This window comes from Nonomuraea sp. NPDC047529 (genome assembly GCF_040642995.1).
Lineage (GTDB): Bacteria > Actinomycetota > Actinomycetes > Streptosporangiales > Streptosporangiaceae > Nonomuraea.
Window position 1 is genome coordinate 1 of the sequence record NZ_JBEYTJ010000080.1, and the last position, 14876, is coordinate 14876.

Below are 14876 nucleotides of genomic sequence, written 5' to 3' on the forward strand. Positions count from 1 at the left end.
GGGCGCCGCCCCCCCCCCCCCCCCCCACGACCATGTCCACCACACCCCCGCTCGCCACCGGCGGCCGGCGGGCGGTCGGTCAGAGGGCGATGCCGAGCAGGGCGTCGGTCAGGTCCTTGACCAGGCCCGGCTCCTGCGGCCCGCCCTCGGCCAGCGCCCGTTCGGCCCAGGCGTCGATCGCGGCCAGCGCGCCCGGCGAGTCGAGGTCGTCGGCCATCCGCTCGCGTACCGTGGCCAGCAGCTCCTCGGCGCGCGGCGCGCCCTCCAGAGCGACGGCCGAGCGCCACAGCCCGAGCCGGCGCTCGGCGGCGGCGAGCTGGTCGGGCGTGTACTCCCAGTCCTCCCGGTAGTGGTGGGCCAGCAGGACGAGCCGGATGGCCATCGGGTCGTGCACCTGCCGCAGCCGGCTGACGAACACCAGGTTGCCCTTGGACTTCGACATCTTCTCGCCGTCGAGCGCCACCATGCCCGCGTGCGTGTAGAACTTGGCGAACGGCCACTCCCCCGTCGCCGCGTGCCCCTCGGACGCGCCGCACTCGTGGTGCGGGAAGATCAGGTCGGAGCCGCCCCCGGCCACGTCGTAGCCGGCGCCCAGGTTGCGCAGCGCGATCGCGGTGCACTCGATGTGCCAGCCGGGACGCCCACGCCCGAGGCTCGACTCCCAGGCCGGCTCGCCCGGCCGCTCGGCCCGCCACAGCAGCCAGTCGAGCGGGTGCCGCTTGCCCGGCCGGTCGGGGTCGCCGCCGCGCTCGGCGGACAGGGCCAGCATCTCGGCCTCGTCGTAGCCGGACACCTGGCCGAACTTGGGGGCGTCGGCCACCTTGAAGTAGACGTCGCCGTCGAGGTCGTAGGTGCAGCCCTTGGCGGCCAGCTCGGTGATCAGGTCGGCGACGTGGCCCACGACCTCGGTGACGCCCACGTACTCGCGCGGCGGCAGGATGCGCAGGGCCTCCATGTCGGTGCGGAACAGCTCGATCTCGCGCTCGGCCAGCTCCTGCCAGTCGACGCCGGTCTGGGCGGCCCGCTCCAGCAGCGGGTCGTCCACGTCGGTGGCGTTCTGGGTGTAGTGGACCTCGTGGCCGGCGTCCCGCCACATCCGGCCCACCAGGTCGAAGGCATGGTAGGTGTTGGCGTGGCCGAGATGGGTGGCGTCGTAGGGGGTGATGCCGCAGACGTACATCCTGGCGGTGGGGCCGGGATCGGTCTGCCTCACCTGCTTGGTCGTCGTGTCGAAGAGACGCAGCGGAACGCTCTCACCTGGGAGCTTGGGGATGTTCTGGGCAGACCACGATCTCATGCCTTTGAGCCTATCCGTGCCGTAAGGTCCGTGAACTCGTAGGCGGTGTCGTCCTGCCCCAGGGTGACCCGCATCACCGAGAGGGAGGCGTGGACGCGGCCGTCGGGCAGCGTGTGCCGGACCAGGAGGGCGCCCGGCCGGTCGGAGTGCGCGCCGGTGATCAGCTCCGCCCAGTCGGCCGCGCCCGCGAAGCGCGGCAGGTGCTCACGTACGCGGTCGGCGCCGGGGTCGAGGCCGGTGTTGACGACCATGCTGGTGCCCTCGGGCAGCCGGGAGTCGGTGCGGCGGTCGCCGTCCCAGCTGAACAGGCGGACGCCGGACAGGTCGGCGAGCACGAGGTGGAAGGGGTCGTAGCGGGTCAGGTCGACGTCCGGGGCGCCGCCCGTGGACACCGCGATCAGGGCCAGGTCGCCGCGGGAGATCCTGGTGGTCTCGGGAGCCTGCCTACCGTGGCCGTTGAGGAGGGCGGCGGCCCGGCCGGCGGACGGGGAGACGGCCATCCAGGTGCCGCCTCCCTTGAGGTCACGGCCGCCGATCACCCCGGGATGCTCGGGCCAGTGCTCCCCCGGCGCCTCCCAGGGGCGGTCGGTGAGCTCGTCCCGCACGCCCATGAGGGTCAGCGGCTCCCCGGTTCTCACGATCAGCGTGCACATGCGGCAAAGGGTATAAAACCCCCGGGACTCGTCAGATCGGGGGCCAGGGAACGGCGGGCCACCCCTCCGAGGGATACGGGTGGACGCCGGTGTCCAGCAGCCGCCTGACCCGTCGCCAGGTGGCCTCCACCTCGGCCAGCGTGAGCAGCTCGCGCAGCCGGCGGCCCAGCGAGCCGGACTCCAGGTCGCGCTCCAGCTTGGCCAGCACCGCCACGGCCTCGCGCGCCAGCGGCTTGCCCCGCCACTGCCACAGCACGGTACGCAGTTTGTCCTCGGCCGAGAAGCAGACGCCGTGGTCGACCCCGTAGACGTGCCCGGTCGGCAGCGGCAGCAGGTGACCGCCCTTGCGGTCGGCGTTGTTGACGATCGCGTCGAACACCGCCATCCGGCGCACCACCGGGTTGCGGCTCTTGACCAGGCGCATCAGGTCGATCTCGCGCTCGGTGTCGATCCAGAGCTGGCACATGCCGGGCCCGAACGGGCCCTCGCGATAGACGGTCGGCGGCACGATGCGCCAGCCGGTGGCCTGGGAGACCTCGTAGGCGGCCACCTCACGGGCGGCCAGGGTGCCGTCGGGGAAGTCCCACAGGGGGCGCTCGCCGCGTACGGGCTTGTAGACGCAGGCGGCGCTGCGGCCGCCGAGCTTGATCGAGCAGTAGAGGGTCATGTTGGTGGCCTCGACCAGGCGGCCGGCCACCTCCAGGCGCCCGTCGCGCAGCAGGGTGAGCGCCTCCTCCTCCTGCATGATCGGCGCTTGTTGCGGCTTGACGGCCGGTTCGCTCTCAGGAGCGGTCATGAAGCCGCCTCACCCCCGCGGTAGCCGTTGAGTCGGACGCAGACATGGCCTTCGGCGTCGAGCGGCTGCCCGCACAGGGGACAGGGAGGCCGCCCCGCCGCCACGATCTCGAGCGCCCTCCGGGTGAAGGCGCGCGCCGCCCCCGCGCTGATCCGCACGCGCAGCACGGCCGGGTCGGGGCCGTCGAGGTCCTCCTCGTCGATGACCTCCTGCGCCTCGATCACCACCTGGGAGTTGTCGGCGTCCCAGGCCAGCGCCATGGTGCCGACCCGGAAGTCCTCCGAGACCGGCACGTCGAGGGGGGCGTCGTCGGTCAGGTCGGCCGGGGCGAGCGCGGGCACGTGCGCGGTGCCCCCGCTGAGCCGAAGCACCTCGTCGAGCAGCTCGTCGAGCCTGCCCGCGAGCGCAGCGACCTGCAGCTTCTCCAGCGCCACGGTGGTCAGTCTGCCCTCGGCCCTGGCCTGCAGAAAAAAGACCCGCGCGCCCGGCTGCCCCAGGGCGCCGGCGACGAACCTCTCCGGTGGGTCGTAGTCGAAGACCGGCATAGCCTGACCTTACGTGGTCCCGGGTCCACCGCCGACGGCGGCATCGCTCCCGGTGATGTTTTCTCCCCCGTCTTTCTCCTCCGAATCCTCAGGCAACCGCAATTCCCCCATATCGTTAATCCTGAGAACAAAGGGACGCAGGGGGGCATAGCGAATGACTGTGAGGGCCGCAGGATCGGCTGTTATCCGCTGAAAATGATCGAGGTGCAGCCCCAGAGCGTCGGCCACGATCGCCTTGATGACGTCTCCGTGGGTGCACGCCAGGTAGACACCCTTCAACCCGAGGCGTTGATTCCACTCCCGGACGGCCGCGACCGCTCGATGTTGCATATCGGCCAGCGACTCCCCTTCCGGAAATGTCACCGCACTCGGGTGCGCCTGGACGGTCTGCCACAGCGGCTCCTGGGCGAGCTCCTTGAGCGGGCGGCCCGTCCAGGTGCCGTAGCCGCACTCGATCAGCCGCTCGTCGATCCGTACGTCCGCGCCGCGCCCCTTCGCGACGGCCTCGGCGGTCTCGCGGCACCGTTCGAGCGGGCTGGAGACGACGGCGTCGAGCCGGACCCCGGCGATGCGCCCGGCCAGCGCCTCGGCCTGCGCCCGGCCGGCCTCGCTCAGGTGCACCCCCGGGGTGCGCCCGGCCAGCACCGGCCCGGTGAGGTCGGTCAGCCCGTGGCGGGCCAGCAGAAGGGTGGTCACACTGCAAGTGTCGCAGGCGCGGATCACCATGTTTCACACACCTGCGAGAAATCTTCACATACAGCCACCGCCACGGTCCTCACCAGGCAGGACATTGGAGCGGCTGACTGGCGGGCGGGCCCGTTCTTGGTAACCTGGCGGGATCATGGAGCAGCGCTATGTCGGCCGCAGCGGCCTGTCGGTGTCCCGGCTGGGGCTCGGCACGATGACCTGGGGCCGTGACACCGACCCGGAGGAGGCGGCCGCCCAGCTCCGTTCGTTCGTCGAGGCGGGCGGCACCCTCGTCGACACGGCCGACGTCTACACCGGCGGCGACTCCGAGCGGCTGCTCGGCCGCATGCTGCGCGACTCGGTGCCGCGCTCGGAGCTGGTGATCTCGACCAAGGCCGTGGTCACGCCGACCGGCCGCCGGCCGCGCGACGCCTCCAGGCGCCACCTGATCGCCGCCGTCGACGAGTCGCTCAACCGGCTCGGCCTCGACTACGTCGACCTGTGGCAGCTCCACACCTACGACGCCGAGGTGCCGCTGGAGGAGACCCTGGCCGCCCTCGACGCGATCGTCTCCTCGGGCCGGGCCGTCTACGCCGGGGTGTGCGACTACGCGGGCTGGCAGCTCGCCGCCGCCGCGGTCACCCAGAAGTCGGTCCCCGGCCGCATCCCGATCACCTCGGCCCAGGTGGAGTACTCCCTGCTGGCCCGCGAGCCCGAACGCGAGCTGCTGCCCGCCGCCGCCCACCTCGACGTCGGGGTGCTGGCCTGGTCGCCGCTCGGCAGGGGCGTGCTGACCGGCAAGTACCGCACCGGCATCCCGGCCGACTCCCGCGCCGCGACGCCGCACTTCGCCGACTTCGTCCGGCCCTATCTCGACGAGCGCGGCCGCAGCGTGGTCGAGTCGGTCACGACCGCCGCCGACGGGCTCGGCGTCTCGCCGCTGGCGGTGGCGCTGTCATGGGTGCGCGACCAGCCGGGGATCGCCTCGGCGATCGTCGGCGCCCGTACGCACACGCAACTGAAGGGCATCCTGTCGGCCGAGGACGTCGTGCTCCCGATCGAGATCCGGGAGGCACTCGATGACGTGTCGTCGCTCGACTGACGAACGAGAATCCATCTCGCGTATCACTAGTCGATACCGAATCGCAACTTTACCGGGAAAAAGCCTGCGTCTGACGGGCCTTGTCCATAAGGATTTCCTCCTGAAGCGACACAGGAGGGGACGGATGGGGAGCAGGACCGCGATCTCGGCCGGGGTGCTCGCGGTGGCACTGGGGGCGATCCCGGTGGGGGCGCCCGCCGCTTCCGCCGCCGCCCAGGACTGCTCACGCGACGGGGGCCTGCTCTCGGGCGTGACCAGCACGCTGTGCGACGTCGTCGGCGCGCTCACGGGCACGGTCGACGACCTGACCGGCGGCAAGACCGAGCCGGTGACCAAGGGCGTCAAGGACACCACCGACGAGGTGCTCGGCGCTGTGGGCGACGCCGTACCGACCGGCAAAACCGGTAAACCCGACAAATCTAGTAAACCGGGCAGCTCGGCCCGGCCCTCCCCCAGCCCCACCGACGACCTGGTGCCCGAGGCCCTCAAGGACGTCTGCCTGCCGGTGCTGGCCTGCGACGACCAGGGCGTGCTCGAGACGCTCGCGCCGCACGCCACGACCTCGCCCGAGACCGGGACCGACACAGAGGCCGGGCGCCGCCGGGACCGGCCCCGCGAGCGCACCGAGCAGGACACCGCGCCGCTGCCGACACAGCCGCCCACGCCGCCGCAGCACAGGCCCTACACGCTGGACGACGAGCGGCCGGTCACCGCCGAGGAGCCGACCGCCGATCCCGACGACTCGCGGGTGGAGTTGTTGTGGCCCAACCCGTTCGCACGGGAGCTGGCCGTGCCACTGCGCGACCAGCGGGTGGTGCGGCCCAGCCCGCCGGCTCGCGACGTGCTGGGCACGGTGCTGACGATCCTCCTGCTGGGGTCAGCGGTGCTGGCCACCCGGATCGTGCAGCAGCGGCGGCACCAGGCCGAGCCGAGCGAGACGATCCCGTTCGAGCCGGCCCCGGCCAACAACGGCAGGCACCGCCTGGCGTGAGGCGGGCTCAGCCGCCGATCGCGTGGGCGCCGCCGTCGACGTGGACGATCTCGCCCGTCGTGGCGGGGAACCAGTCGGACATGAGCGCCACGCACGCCTTGGCGGCCGGGACCGTGTCGGTGAGGTCCCAGCCCAGCGGCGAGCGCTCCGGCCAGCTCTCCTCGAACTCCTTGAAGCCCGGGATCGACTTGGCGGCCATCGTGCGCAGCGGCCCGGCCGAGACCAGGTTGACCCGGATGTTGTGCTTGCCCAGGTCGCGGGCGAGATAGCGGCTGCACGACTCCAGCCCCGCCTTGGCCACGCCCATCCAGTCGTAGACCGGCCACGCCTTGGAGGCGTCGAAGTCGAGGCCGACGACCGCGCCGCCCTCCTTCATCAGCGGCAGGCAGGCCACCGCCAGCGACTTGAACGAGTACGTGGAGACCTGCAGGGCGGTGGCGACGTCCTCCCACGGCGTGTTGAGGAAGTTGCCGCCGAGGGCGCTCTGCGGCGCGAACCCGATGGAGTGCACGACGCCGTCGAGCCCGTCGACGTGCTCGCCGACGCGGGAGGCCAGCGTGTCGAGCTGGTCGGTGTCCTGGACGTCGAGCTCCAGCACCGGCGGGGTCTGCGGCAGCCGCTTGGCGATGCGCTCGACCAGGCTCAGCCGGCCGAACCCGGTGAGCACCACCGTGGCGCCCTCCTCCTGGGCCAGCTTGGCCACCGAGAAGGCGATGGAGGCGTCGGTGAGCACGCCGGTCACCAGGATCCGCTTGCCTTCGAGAATTCCCACGTCAGTGCCCCATTCCGAGTCCGCCGTCGACCGGGATCACGGCCCCGGTGATGTAAGAGGCGTCGTCGCCGGCCAGGAAGCGGACGACGCGCGCGATCTCCGCGGGGGCGGCCTGCCGCCCGAGCGGGATGTTCTTGACGATGGCCTCCTGGTCGAGGCCGGACGTCATGTCGGTGGCCACGAAGCCGGGCGCGACCACGTTGACGGTGATGTTGCGCGAGCCGTACTCGCGGGCCAGGGAGCGGGCGAAGCCGACCAGGCCGGCCTTGGAGGCGGCGTAGTTGGCCTGGCCCGCCTGGCCGGACAGGCCGACCACCGAGGAGATGAGGATGATGCGGCCGCGCTTGAGCTTCATCATGGGCCTGATGGCGCGCTTGGCCACGCGGTAGGCCCCGGTCAGGTTGGCGTCGATGACGTCGGTGAAGGTCTCCTCCTTCATCATCGCCAGCAGGGTGTCCTTGGTGATGCCCGCGTTGGAGACGAGGACCTCGACCGGCCCCTGCTCGGCCTCCACCTTGTCGAAGGCGGCCTCCACCTCGGCCGTGCTGGTGACGTCGCAGCGGACGCCGAACAGGCCCTCCGGCGGCTCCCCCGATCGGTAGGTGACCGCGACGGCGTCGCCGGCCGCGGCGAGTTCACGGGCGATCGCGAGGCCTATGCCGCGATTGCCTCCGGTGACGAGTACAGAGCGTGCCATGGCATCTGACGCTATCTCTTACTTGCGAGTATCCGCTTGTCCGGGTGGTACAAGATCACAGGGTTAGGATCGTGGACATGCGCCAGATCGATCCCGATTTCCTGGAACTGCCGCTGCGGCAGCTCGCGGACGCCGCCTTGCAGCGCGCCCGCGACCTCGGCGCCGAGCACGCCGACTTCCGGCTCGAACGCGTCAGGGCCGAGACGCTGCGCCTGTACGACGCCCGCCTCGAAGGCTCGCTCGACGCCGACGACCTCGGCTACGCGGTCCGTGTCGTCAAGGGTGGCACATGGGGGTTCGCGGCCGGCATCCACCTCACCCCGCAGGCCGCCGCCGCCGTGGCCGAGCAGGCGGTGCGGGTGGCCGAGGTGAGCGCGCCCGTCAACCGGGAGCCCATCGAGCTGGCGCCGGAGCCGGTGCACGCCGACGCGGTGTGGGTCTCCGACTACGACGTCGACCCGTTCGAGGTGCCCACGTCCGACAAGGTGGGGCTGCTGGCCGAGTGGTCGGCGGGGCTGCTCAAGGGCGCCGACCACGTCTCGGCGCGGCTGCTGCAGGTCAAGGAGCAGAAGTTCTACGCCGACAGCTCGGGCACCGTGACCACGCAGCAGCGCGTGCGCGTGCATCCGTCGCTCAACGCGATGAAGGCGCACGAGGGCGGCTTCGACGACATGTCCACGATCGCGCCGCCGGTCGGCCGCGGCTACGAGTACCTGACCGGCACGGGCTGGGACTGGCCGGCCGAGCTGGCCCGCCTGCCGGAGCTGCTGGCCGAGAAGCTGGCCGCGCCGTCGGTGGAGGCGGGCGACTACGACCTGGTGATCGACCCGTCCAACCTGTGGCTGACGATCCACGAGTCGATCGGCCACGCCACCGAGCTCGACCGCGCCCTCGGCTACGAGGCCGCCTACGCCGGCACCAGCTTCGCCACCTTCGACCAGCTCGGCGAGCTGGTCTACGGCTCGCCGCTGATGAACGTCACCGGCGACCGCACGGTCACCCACGGCCTGGCCACGGTCGGCTACGACGACGAGGGCGTGCGGGGCCAGAGCTTCGACATCGTCAAGGACGGCGTCCTGGTGGGCTACCAGCTCGACCGGCGCATGGCGCTGATGAAGGGGTTCGGCCGCTCCAACGGGTGCGCGTTCGCCGACTCCCCCGGCCACATGCCGATCCAGCGCATGGCGAACGTGTCGCTGGCCGCCGCGCCCGGCGGGCCCTCCACCGAGGAGCTGATCGCGGGCGTCGAGCGCGGCCTGTACATCGTGGGCGACAAGAGCTGGTCGATCGACATGCAGCGCTACAACTTCCAGTTCACCGGGCAGCGGGCGTACAAGATCTCGCACGGGAAGCTGGCCGGGCAGGTCAGAGACTTCGCCTACCAGGCCACCACGACCGATTTCTGGCAGTCGATGGAAGGGGTCGGCGGGCCGGGCACGTACGTGCTGGGCGGCGCCTTCAACTGCGGCAAGGGCCAGCCGGGGCAGGTCGCGCCGGTCAGCCACGGATGCCCGTCGGCGCTGTTCAGGGGCGTGCGCGTGCTCAACACCGTGCAGGAGGGCGGGAAGTGACTACTCCGCAGGAGATGGTGGAAAGGGCCCTGGAGCTCTCCGCGAACGACGGCTGCGTGGTGCTGGTGGACGAGGGGTCCACCGCCAACCTGCGCTTCGCGGGCAACACGCTGACCACCAACGGCGTGGCCCGCTCGTCCCGGCTGACCGTGATCTCGGTCGCGGGCGAGGGCGTGGGCGTGGTCTCGCGCTCGTCGGTGCGCGACGACCAGCTCGCCGACGTGGTCGCGGCGGCCGACCGGGCGGCGCGCGAGGCGCGTCCGGCCGAGGACGCCCGCCCGCTGGTCGAGGGCGGCGCCGCCGCGGCCGGCTGGGACGACGAGGTGCGGCCGACCGACATCGGGGTGTTCGAGAGGTTCGCGCCCGCGCTCGGCGAGGCGTTCTCGGCCGCCGAGGCCGGCGACAGGAAGCTCTACGGCTTCGCCGAGCACTCCCTCACCTCGACCTTCCTCGGCACCTCCACCGGCGTGCGGCTGCGCCACGACCAGCCGACGGGCCGCCTGGAGCTCAACGCCAAGTCCGGCGACCTGAAGCGGTCGGCCTGGACCGGCGTGTTCACCGAGGACTTCGCCGACGTCGACGTCGCCGCGCTCGGCGCCTCGCTGGCCCAGCGCCTGGAGTGGGCCAAGACCCGGGTCGACCTGCCCGCGGGCCGCTACGAGACGCTGCTGCCGCCCAGCGCGGTGGCCGACCTGATGATCTACCTGTACTGGTCCTCGGGGGCCAGGGACGCGCTCGACGGCCGCTCGGTGTTCTCCGGGCCGGGCGGCGGCACGCGGGTGGGCGAGCAGCTCGCCACGCTGCCGATCACGCTGTCCAGCGATCCCCTGGCCGCGGGCATCTCGTGCGCGCCGTTCGTCACCGCGCACACCTCCAGCCGCGACGGCTCGGTGTTCGACAACGGGCTGCCGCTGGGCCGGACCGACTGGATCAGGGACGGCCGGCTGGAGGCGCTGCTCCAGACGCGCCACTCGGCCGGGCTGAGCGGGCTGCCGGTGACGCCCGGCATCGACAACCTCGTCATGACCGGCCCGGCGGAGGGCGCGCGCTCGCTGGAGGAGATGATCGCCTCCACGCGGCGCGGGCTGCTCGTCACGTGCCTGTGGTACATCCGCGCGGTCGACCCGCAGACGCTGCTGGTCACCGGCCTCACCCGCGACGGCGTCTACCTGGTCGAGCACGGCGAGGTCGTCGGCGAGGTGAACAACTTCCGGTTCAACGAGAGCCCGGTCGACCTGCTGGGGCGCGTCACCGAGGTGGGCGCGCCGGAGCGCACGCTGCCCCGCGAGTGGAACGACTACTTCCAGCGCACGGTGATGCCGCCGGTGCGGGTGCCGGACTTCAACATGTCGACGGTCAGCCAGGCGAGCTGACGCCCACCCGCCCGAACCTGCCGCCCGAACCCGCCGCGCCCGCCGTCCCGCCCGTCGCCCCGCGATCGGACGGGACGGCGGGCGTCGTCGTGCGGTCCGCCGTCCGGGAGGCCCCCAGCGCGCCGCTGGACGGCCCCCGGGCGGGGGCGGGTGTCAGTGGCCTCCGCGCGTGCCCGCGGAGGCTCCAGGGACGGTCAGGAGTCCTCCAGGCGGAAGCCCACCTTCATGCCCACCTGGTAGTGCGCGATGTCGCCGCCGTCGAGATGGCCGCGGATCTCGGTGACCTCGAACCAGTCCAGGTGGCGCAGGGTCTGCGAGGCCCGCTGGAGGCCATTGCGAATGGCCTGGTCAAGGCTCTCCCCCGACGTGCCGACTATCTCAGTGACCCGATACGTTCGATCCGTCATCTCCCCATCCTCCTTACTCGAAGGCCATGATCGCATGTCCCTCTCCGCCGCCCGGCCGCGCCGTCGCGCCCTGCCCGTACGAGGTCTACCGTGGAAGGTATGAAGGGGTGGCGCAAGAAGCAGGACGTTCACCAGGTCACGGACGCCAGACCTTCACTGACGGCCGACATCCGCAAGCGCGAGGTCGCCTACCTGATCAAGATGGGCATCCGGACGATCTGCCTGATCCTGGCGGTCGTGCTGCCGTTGCCGTGGCCGTTCCGGCTGGTGTTCATCGCCGGGGCCGTGTTTTTGCCATACATTGCGGTAATCGGGGCCAATGAGCGAGGCGAGGGCGCCCCGCCACCTGCCTTTCAGTCTCCCGAGGCTAACCAAACCGAGATACCGCTGCATCGACGCGAGATCGGGTCGTGACTAAGTCTTGACGCATCCCATGGGTTGTAGGTGTACGCTTTAGGCAAGCGCTCCGGTCCCCCGTCGGAGTGCTGGTGCCGGCGTTCCGGGCCCCCGTCGGAACGCCGATGAAGCGACGCCGGGTGGTTTGCCCCCGTAACCACCCGGCGTCGCCCTTTTCCTGGCCAGCCCTTTGCATTGGACGATCAGTCCTCGCGTCGGCCGGAGTCCGATAGGACCGCTTTCCCGAAATCGTTTACACCGCCCTCCTCCTCGTATTTCACAGGAAATCTTGAGGAAGGGGACGGCTTGACTTCAAGAGTTCGTTCGAGTGTCAGCCGTCAGTCAGCGTCTCGGTGGTGGCCCGCTCCCAGTTCTTCGCCAATGTGATCAGTTTGGCCGCGGCGTCCTCAGGGGCGGTGCCCGCCCCCTGGGCCAGCCCGAGCAGGTAGGCGGTGAGCGGCGCGGCGGGCCTGGCCACCCCGTGGGCGACCTCCTTGGTCAGGTCGAGGACCAGGTCGCGGTCAACCCGGGCCGGGTCGACGCCCAGTTCCCCGCACACCAGCGCGGTCCACTCGGTGAGTACGTTCATGCGAGCCTCCTTCAGGTCGTCCATCGTGTCGCAGTCGAACCACGGCCGGCCGGGCGAGGCCAGCCGCGTTCCGGTCAGGGGGCCCAGCAGGCCCTTGAGCGAGCGCCCGGCGTAGGCGTCGAGGGACGCCCGCAGCTCCGGCACCGGCCAGGCGCCGACGAGCCACTGCTCGCGGCCCTCGTCGTCGACCATGACCGCCCCGGCGCCCGGACGGGCCGCCGCCAGCAGCTCCCGCACGTGCGCCGCCGTCAGGAACGGCAGGTCGCCGGCGAGCAGGACCAGCCACGGCGCGTCGACCTCGCGCAGCCCGGCGGCCAGCGCGGGGACGGGCCCGCCGCCCGGCGGGTCCTCCCGGGTGAAGAGCACCCCGGGCAGGTCACGGCGGGGGCCCACGACGACCGTGCGGCGCGCCCCGGACGCCGCCGCGACCACCCGCTCGACCAGCGGACGGCCGCCGACGGCCAGGCCGGGTTTGTCCGCGCCGTCCAGGCGGCGGGCCGCTCCCCCGGCCAGGATCACCGCGTCGAAGGGGTCGACGGGCACGCTAGCCGCCGATGGCCGACATCGGCCTGGACGGCTGGAGGAAGGACGGGTCGTCGATGCCGTGCCCGGCGCGCTTGCGCGAGACCGCGGCGATCCAGCGGGCGGCCAGGTCGTCGTCGGAGGCGCCCGCGCGCATGGCGCTCTTGAGGTCGGACTCCTCGGTGGCGAACAGGCAGTTGCGCACCTGGCCGTCGGCGGTGAGCCGGACCCGGTCACAGGCCCCGCAGAACGGGCGCGTCACCGAGCCGATCACCCCGACCCTGGCCGGGCCGCCGTCGACCAGGAACCGCTCGGCCGGGGCGCTGCCGCGCTGCTCCAGGTCGTCGGGCGCCAGGTCGAAGGCGGACGAGAGGCGTTCGAGGATCTCGTCGGCGGTGATCATGCCCTCGCGGGTCCAGCCGTGCTGGGCGTCGAGCGGCATCTGCTCGATGAAGCGCAGCTCGTAGCCCTGGGCCAGGCAGAAGCGCAGCAGCGGCACGGCCTCGTGGTCGTTGACCCCGCGCATGAGGACCGCGTTGACCTTCACCGGGCGCAGGCCCGCCGCGTCGGCGGCGGCCAGCCCCTCGATGACGTCGGCGTGCCGGTCGCGGTGGGCCAGCCGCTTGAACGTGGCCGGGTCGAGGGTGTCGAGCGAGACGTTGACCCGGTCGAGGCCGGCCCGTGCCAGCGGCTCGGCCACCCGGGCCAGGCCGATGCCGTTGGTGGTCAGCAGCACCTGGGGGCGCGGTTCGAGGGCGGTGGTGCGGGTGACAATGTCGACCAGCTCGCGCCGCAGCAGCGGCTCGCCGCCGGTGTAGCGCACCTCGGTGATGCCCAGGCGCTCGACGCCGACGCGCACCAGCCGGACGATCTCGTCGGCCGTCAGCAGCTGCGCCGTGGGCAGCCAGTCGAGCCCTTCGGGCGGCATGCAGTACGTGCAGCGCAGGTTGCACTTGTCCGTGAGGGACACCCGCAGATCCGTGGCCACCCGTCCGAACGAGTCTCGCAACATGGGGCGTCACCTCCTGTCCGTTTTCGCCAGAGAGCCAGAGAGCCAGAGTACGACGGGTGTCGCGCGACCCTCAAAACCGCCTCGCCCTCGCGGCAACGCGCCGCGCTCGTGATCGATTCCGCCGGGTCGCGGCGGTTCGTCAGGAGGTGGGCAGGGCGTGGTCGGCGTACCAGGACTCGCGGGCGTCGATGAGCTCCGACAGGTGTGTCCTCGACCACTCGCAGCAGGCCGCCATGGGGGCCAGCAGGCTGCGGCCGAGGGGGGTGAGCGCGTACTCGACGCGGGGCGGGATCTCGGCGTAGGGCGTGCGGGTGAGCAGGCCGTCGCGTTCCATCGCGCGCAGGGACTCGGTGAGGACCTTCGGGGTGATGCCGCGCAGCGGCACCTGGAGCTCGGTGAAGCGCCTCGGGCCCTGCTCCAGGCAGTGGATGATCTTGGCGGTCCACTTGTCGCCGACCCGGAAGGGGGGGACGTGGACGCATTCGGCGAACATGTCGGGGTCAAGGGGTTCGGCCATGGCGTCCATGGTAGGCGGCGGAGGGTCACTATCGTTGCGGGAAGTGACCACCGGGCGTCTACCGTCTGCCGGGCGCGACCGGGTGTGCCGGCCGCTGAACGGAGTGCTGGACGATGAGCAGGATCGTGGTTTTCGGCGGTGGCGGGCGGGCCGGCGCGCGGGTGGTCGCCCGGGCCCTGGAGCGGGGGCACGAGGTGACGGCCGTGGTGCGCGACCCCGCCCGGTACGCGGGGCCGTCCGGCGACGGCGTCCGTGTGGTCACGGGTGACGTGACCGACCTGGGGAGCGTGGCGGCGGTCTCGGCGGGGCACGACGTGGCGGTGCAGGCGGGCGCCCGGATGGACGTGCCGTCGGCGGAGTTCTACACGGCGGCGGCACGGGCGCTGACCGCCGGGCTGGCGAAGGCGGGCGTGCCCCGGCTGGTGGCGCTGGGCATCGGCACCCTGCTGGAGGTCGCGCCGGGGACGCGGCTGGTGGACACGCCGGGCTTCCCCGAGGACGCCCGGACGTTCTCGCTCGGGCACGCCGCCGAGCTGGACGTGCTGCGCGAGGAGGGCGGGGCGCTGGACTGGGTGGTGATCGCGCCGCCGCCCGTGGTGCTCGACGACCTGGCGGAGCGCAGCGGGCGTCACCGGTTCGGCGGGGAGCAGGTCATGGCCGCCGAGGAGGGCGGTCCCGCGTTCTCCTACGCCGATCTGGCCGCGGCGGTGGTGGACGAGATCGAGCAGCCGCGGCACCACCGGGTCCAGGTCGCCGTCGGTTACTGAGACGTCCGGGGCCGGACATGCCGGAAGCCCGGCCGCACGCGGCCGGGGGTCCGCCGGGGGGGGCGGGGGGCGGGGGGCGCCGGGGGAAAGGGGGCCGCCGCGGGCCCGCCCCCGCGCGCCGGGGCGCCCCGAAACCGGGAGGAGCGCGCCCGCAACCCACGCCACAACCCCCACCACCCCCC

Annotated in this window: 17 protein-coding genes; 6 read left to right on the forward strand and 11 right to left on the reverse strand. The window is 72.2% G+C overall.

What is annotated here, in order from left to right; all coding sequences use genetic code 11:
- Positions 1-79 precede the first annotated feature (79 nt).
- From mshC to ABZ815_RS51915, 5 genes are read right to left on the reverse strand one after another with little or no spacing between them, the layout of a single operon-like run.
- On the reverse strand, positions 80-1297 hold the full coding sequence (mshC, locus tag ABZ815_RS51895) for a cysteine--1-D-myo-inosityl 2-amino-2-deoxy-alpha-D-glucopyranoside ligase (protein WP_357710745.1): 1218 nt from the start codon (positions 1295-1297) through the stop codon (positions 80-82).
- Positions 1294-1950 carry an NRDE family protein gene (locus ABZ815_RS51900; protein WP_357710747.1) on the reverse strand — a complete coding sequence of 219 codons (657 nt, stop codon included), beginning with the start codon at positions 1948-1950 and terminating at the stop codon, positions 1294-1296. The genes mshC and ABZ815_RS51900 overlap by 4 nt, the downstream gene beginning before the upstream one ends.
- Before the next feature lie 31 nt (positions 1951-1981).
- Positions 1982-2746, reverse strand: a complete 765-nt coding sequence (locus ABZ815_RS51905; protein WP_357710751.1) for an SCO1664 family protein — start codon at positions 2744-2746, stop codon at positions 1982-1984.
- Entirely contained in the window at positions 2743-3291 is a 549-nt protein-coding gene (locus tag ABZ815_RS51910; protein ID WP_357710753.1) for a DUF3090 domain-containing protein, read from the reverse strand. Before ABZ815_RS51910 ends, ABZ815_RS51905 begins: the two co-directional genes overlap by 4 nt.
- Before the next feature lie 9 nt (positions 3292-3300).
- A complete protein-coding gene (locus ABZ815_RS51915; RefSeq protein WP_357710756.1) occupies positions 3301-3987 on the reverse strand; it encodes a histidine phosphatase family protein in 687 nt (228 codons plus the stop codon).
- 145 nt (positions 3988-4132) lie between these two features.
- Between ABZ815_RS51915 and ABZ815_RS51920 the strand changes: the two genes are divergently transcribed.
- Complete coding sequence (locus ABZ815_RS51920) at positions 4133-5080, forward strand: aldo/keto reductase (protein ID WP_357710759.1); 948 nt, start codon at positions 4133-4135, stop codon at positions 5078-5080.
- 124 nt (positions 5081-5204) lie between these two features.
- Positions 5205-6071, forward strand: coding sequence for a hypothetical protein (locus tag ABZ815_RS51925; RefSeq protein WP_357710761.1), 867 nt, complete (start codon positions 5205-5207; stop codon positions 6069-6071).
- A gap of 7 nt (positions 6072-6078) precedes the next feature.
- Here the strand turns inward: ABZ815_RS51925 and fabI are convergent, their stop codons facing one another.
- Together fabI and ABZ815_RS51935 are read right to left on the reverse strand one after the other, a co-directional pair.
- Positions 6079-6843, reverse strand: a complete 765-nt coding sequence (gene fabI / locus ABZ815_RS51930; RefSeq protein WP_357710763.1) for an enoyl-ACP reductase FabI — start codon at positions 6841-6843, stop codon at positions 6079-6081.
- A gap of 1 nt (position 6844) precedes the next feature.
- Entirely contained in the window at positions 6845-7540 is a 696-nt protein-coding gene (locus ABZ815_RS51935; RefSeq protein WP_357710766.1) for a beta-ketoacyl-ACP reductase, read from the reverse strand.
- 77 nt (positions 7541-7617) lie between these two features.
- Between ABZ815_RS51935 and ABZ815_RS51940 the strand changes: the two genes are divergently transcribed.
- Entirely contained in the window at positions 7618-9111 is a 1494-nt protein-coding gene (locus tag ABZ815_RS51940; protein WP_357710769.1) for a TldD/PmbA family protein, read from the forward strand.
- Positions 9112-9125: 14 nt separating this feature from the next.
- Positions 9126-10484: a metallopeptidase TldD-related protein gene (locus ABZ815_RS51945; RefSeq protein ID WP_357710785.1), complete on the forward strand. Its 1359-nt coding sequence runs from the start codon at positions 9126-9128 to the stop codon at positions 10482-10484.
- A 194-nt stretch (positions 10485-10678) separates the two neighbouring features.
- Here the strand turns inward: ABZ815_RS51945 and ABZ815_RS51950 are convergent, their stop codons facing one another.
- Complete coding sequence (locus tag ABZ815_RS51950) at positions 10679-10891, reverse strand: dodecin (RefSeq protein WP_357710772.1); 213 nt, start codon at positions 10889-10891, stop codon at positions 10679-10681.
- A gap of 99 nt (positions 10892-10990) precedes the next feature.
- Between ABZ815_RS51950 and ABZ815_RS51955 the strand changes: the two genes are divergently transcribed.
- On the forward strand, positions 10991-11305 hold the full coding sequence (locus tag ABZ815_RS51955) for a DUF3099 domain-containing protein (RefSeq protein ID WP_357710775.1): 315 nt from the start codon (positions 10991-10993) through the stop codon (positions 11303-11305).
- A gap of 313 nt (positions 11306-11618) precedes the next feature.
- On the opposite strand, the gene ABZ815_RS51960 is transcribed toward ABZ815_RS51955, so the two are convergent.
- The 3 genes from ABZ815_RS51960 to ABZ815_RS51970 form a co-directional block, all read right to left on the reverse strand.
- The gene (locus ABZ815_RS51960; protein ID WP_357710777.1) at positions 11619-12419 is read right to left on the reverse strand and encodes an NTP transferase domain-containing protein; all 801 of its coding nucleotides are present in this window, start codon (positions 12417-12419) and stop codon (positions 11619-11621) included.
- Position 12420: 1 nt separating this feature from the next.
- On the reverse strand, positions 12421-13410 hold the full coding sequence (gene moaA, locus ABZ815_RS51965) for a GTP 3',8-cyclase MoaA (protein WP_357710779.1): 990 nt from the start codon (positions 13408-13410) through the stop codon (positions 12421-12423).
- Positions 13411-13549: 139 nt separating this feature from the next.
- Complete coding sequence (locus ABZ815_RS51970; RefSeq protein ID WP_357710781.1) at positions 13550-13927, reverse strand: helix-turn-helix domain-containing protein; 378 nt, start codon at positions 13925-13927, stop codon at positions 13550-13552.
- Between the two features lie 113 nt (positions 13928-14040).
- Between ABZ815_RS51970 and ABZ815_RS51975 the strand changes: the two genes are divergently transcribed.
- Entirely contained in the window at positions 14041-14694 is a 654-nt protein-coding gene (locus ABZ815_RS51975) for an NAD(P)H-binding protein (RefSeq protein ID WP_357710783.1), read from the forward strand.
- Positions 14695-14876 lie beyond the last annotated feature (182 nt).

What these genes read in the sequence shown, in the direction of transcription:
- mshC (WP_357710745.1), bottom strand. Translation starts at nt 1,297, where the DNA reads ATGAGATCGTGGTCTGCCCAGAACATCCCCAAGCTCCCAGGTGAGAGC.
- ABZ815_RS51900 (WP_357710747.1), bottom strand. Translation starts at nt 1,950, where the DNA reads ATGTGCACGCTGATCGTGAGAACCGGGGAGCCGCTGACCCTCATGGGC.
- ABZ815_RS51905 (WP_357710751.1), bottom strand. Translation starts at nt 2,746, where the DNA reads ATGACCGCTCCTGAGAGCGAACCGGCCGTCAAGCCGCAACAAGCGCCG.
- ABZ815_RS51910 (WP_357710753.1), bottom strand. Translation starts at nt 3,291, where the DNA reads ATGCCGGTCTTCGACTACGACCCACCGGAGAGGTTCGTCGCCGGCGCC.
- ABZ815_RS51920 (WP_357710759.1), top strand. Translation starts at nt 4,133, where the DNA reads ATGGAGCAGCGCTATGTCGGCCGCAGCGGCCTGTCGGTGTCCCGGCTG.
- ABZ815_RS51925 (WP_357710761.1), top strand. Translation starts at nt 5,205, where the DNA reads ATGGGGAGCAGGACCGCGATCTCGGCCGGGGTGCTCGCGGTGGCACTG.
- ABZ815_RS51935 (WP_357710766.1), bottom strand. Translation starts at nt 7,540, where the DNA reads ATGGCACGCTCTGTACTCGTCACCGGAGGCAATCGCGGCATAGGCCTC.
- ABZ815_RS51940 (WP_357710769.1), top strand. Translation starts at nt 7,618, where the DNA reads ATGCGCCAGATCGATCCCGATTTCCTGGAACTGCCGCTGCGGCAGCTC.
- ABZ815_RS51945 (WP_357710785.1), top strand. Translation starts at nt 9,126, where the DNA reads ATGGTGGAAAGGGCCCTGGAGCTCTCCGCGAACGACGGCTGCGTGGTG.
- ABZ815_RS51950 (WP_357710772.1), bottom strand. Translation starts at nt 10,891, where the DNA reads ATGACGGATCGAACGTATCGGGTCACTGAGATAGTCGGCACGTCGGGG.
- ABZ815_RS51955 (WP_357710775.1), top strand. Translation starts at nt 10,991, where the DNA reads ATGAAGGGGTGGCGCAAGAAGCAGGACGTTCACCAGGTCACGGACGCC.
- moaA (WP_357710779.1), bottom strand. Translation starts at nt 13,410, where the DNA reads ATGTTGCGAGACTCGTTCGGACGGGTGGCCACGGATCTGCGGGTGTCC.
- ABZ815_RS51970 (WP_357710781.1), bottom strand. Translation starts at nt 13,927, where the DNA reads ATGGCCGAACCCCTTGACCCCGACATGTTCGCCGAATGCGTCCACGTC.
- ABZ815_RS51975 (WP_357710783.1), top strand. Translation starts at nt 14,041, where the DNA reads ATGAGCAGGATCGTGGTTTTCGGCGGTGGCGGGCGGGCCGGCGCGCGG.